We start from the raw sequence: 2,629 nt of genomic DNA, 5'->3' as shown, positions 1-2,629 counted from the left end.
CGTTCACCCCCGTCGCCGGTGACCTCATCGGCGTCGGGTCCGACACCATCCAGACCACCCTGCACCTGCTGGCCGAGCGGGGCTGGAACGCCCAGACCCCGGCCCCGGCGTACCGGATCGCGAGCTTCGCGGCCCTCGGCGGCGGCAACATCACCCTTCCGAGCGGGTCGATCCCGCGGCCGAACGGCTCGGGCGCGGGCAAGGCGCTGCTGTACGGCGCCGGCAACAACACCGACATCGACTTCGCCCGCTCCTCCTCCGGTCCCAGCACCAAGGAGGTCCAGGCGGGCCTGCAGAGCATCCCGTTCGCCCTCGACACCCTGGTGATGGCGGTCTCGAACAGCACGCCGTCCCACGCGCCGGACACGCTGACCCAGGCGCAGATCGTCAGCATCTACAAGGGCGAGGTCACCGACTGGTCGCAGATCGGGGGCCAGGCCGGCACGATCGCGCCGAAGATCCCGCAGCCGGGCTCCGGCACGCGCGGCTTCTTCACCGACCAGCTCAAGGCGATGAACGGCGGCGTGGCCGTCGACTTCGGCGCCAACGTGGCCGAGGTGCAGGAGCACGACGACGCTCCGATCAAGAACGACCCGAACGCGATCGCGCCGTTCTCCAAGGGCCGGGCCGGCCTGCTCGGCACCACCCTGCGCCTCGAGAAGGGCTGGAGCGCCGACCGCGCGCTCTACAACGTGGTCCGGGGCGCCGACCTCGCCCGCGCCGACATCAAGTCCGTCTTCGGTGCGGACGGCTTCGTGTGCTCGACCGCGGCCCGCCCGCTGATCGAGCAGTCGGGCTTCGAGCAGCTGGCGACCGCAGACCACGGCGGCGTGTGCGGCGAGCCGACCCAGACGGCGACGACCAACTTCACCGTCAACAAGCAGGTCGTCACCACCACCACGCTGGCCGCCAGCAGCCCGAAGGCGAAGACCGCCAAGCTCGTCGCCACCGTCACCGGCTCGACCCCGCCGTCCGGCTCGGTCGACTTCTTCGAGGGCGCGACCCAGGTGGCCAACGACGTCCCGATGGTGTCGGGGGCCGCCACCACCACGCTCACCGGCGTCGCACCCGGCAGCCACACCTACACCGCGGTCTTCACGCCCGCCGAGGGCTCGGTGTTCGAGCCGTCGCAGGACGAGAGCACTGTCAAGGTGTTGACCTCCGCGACGATCACCGAGTCCTTCCCGGCCTCGGTCGCGGCCGGCGCCAAGGCCAAGGGCACCGTGACGGTCAGCGCCGTCGGCGCGACCGCCACCGGCAAGGTGTCGATCATGCAGGGCGCCAAGGTCCTCAAGGCCGGCACGCTCAAGGGCGGCAAGGCGACCTTCACGCTCAAGCTCGCGAAGGGCAAGAACAAGCTCAAGGCGGTGTACGCCGGCAACGCCAAGGTCGCCGGCGCCACGAAGTCCTTCACGATCAAGCAGAAGTGACACCGGCCGCGCACGCGGCACCCGCACGACACTGAACACCGCCGTGCCGGTCCGCCCCCTCCCGGGCGGGCCGGCACGGCATCAGCCATCGAAGGAACGCATCATGACCACTGCAGCCGACGAGACGACCGTTCTCCCGGCGGCGACCCCGATGGGCGACGCCCCCGGGCTGGCCGAGATCGAGGCCCGCGAGATCACCGCGTGGTTCGGTGACCGCAAGGTCCTCGACCGGGTCTCGCTGACGATGCCGGCCGGCGGCATCACCGCCCTCATCGGTCCCTCCGGCTGTGGCAAGTCCACGTTCCTGCGCATCCTCAACCGGATGCACGAGCTGGTCCCGTCGGCCCAGCTGGCCGGCGAGGTGCTGCTCGACGGCGAGGACATCTACGACCCGGCCAAGCGGCTGATCGACGCCCGCCGCGCGATCGGCATGGTGTTCCAGAAGCCGAACCCGTTCCCGGCGATGTCGATCCGGGAGAACGTGCTCGCCGGGCTCAAGCTCACCGGCACCAAGGCCTCGCGCGCGACCAAGGACGAGCTCGTGGAGTCCTGCCTGCGCAAGGGCGGGCTCTGGGAGGAGGTCAAGGACCGGCTCGACGCTCCCGGCGGCGGGCTCTCCGGCGGCCAGCAGCAGCGGCTGTGCATCGCCCGCTCCCTGGCGATCAAGCCGCGGGTCCTGCTCATGGACGAGCCGTGCTCCGCGCTCGACCCGACCTCGACGCGGGTGATCGAGGAGACCATGCGCGAGCTCGCGCACGAGGTGACGATCGTGATCGTCACCCACAACATGCAGCAGGCCGCCCGGGTGTCGGACACCTGCGCGTTCTTCCTCGCCTCCCAGGGCACCCCCGGCGTCATCGTGGAGCACGGGGATACTGCTGCCATGTTCCAGAACCCCCAGGACCCGCGGACGAGCGACTACGTCCACGGCCGCTTCGGGTGAGGGCCCGGGTGAGGGCCCGGGTGATGCCCCGGGTGATGGCTGCGTGAGCCCGGCTCGTCTCATCGCGTCGTTCGCCACGGCGCTGCTCGTCGTCGCCGGTCTCGGCTACCTCGCCTCGCAGACCGTGCTGGCCCGCCCGGAGCTGCCGGTCGTCGGCTCCTCGGCGTACGTCGAGGCGTCCCGGCCGGACACGCGGGTCCAGCCCGCCCGGCGCGCGAACGCCCCCGCGGCCCCGGCCCGGGTCGACCCGCGGTGG

The 2,629-nt window shown here is 71.5% G+C and carries 2 protein-coding genes and 1 pseudogene; all 3 read left to right on the top strand.

What is annotated here, in order from left to right; translation table 11 throughout:
- The coding region (locus VGD85_RS15335) for an Ig-like domain repeat protein (RefSeq protein ID WP_331064299.1) at positions 1-1,430 on the top strand (1,430 nt) is incomplete at its 5' end.
- A gap of 151 nt (positions 1,431-1,581) precedes the next feature.
- Positions 1,582-2,373 carry a phosphate ABC transporter ATP-binding protein gene (locus VGD85_RS15330; RefSeq protein ID WP_414690820.1) on the top strand — a complete coding sequence of 264 codons (792 nt, stop codon included), beginning with the start codon at positions 1,582-1,584 and terminating at the stop codon, positions 2,371-2,373.
- A gap of 43 nt (positions 2,374-2,416) precedes the next feature.
- Positions 2,417-2,629, top strand: a pseudogene (locus VGD85_RS15325) (lytic murein transglycosylase); the annotation flags it as partial.

Origin of the sequence: Nocardioides sp. (assembly GCF_036401255.1) — a bacterium.
Taxonomy (GTDB): domain Bacteria; phylum Actinomycetota; class Actinomycetes; order Propionibacteriales; family Nocardioidaceae; genus Nocardioides.
This window is presented reverse-complemented; position numbering and strand designations above follow the sequence as displayed.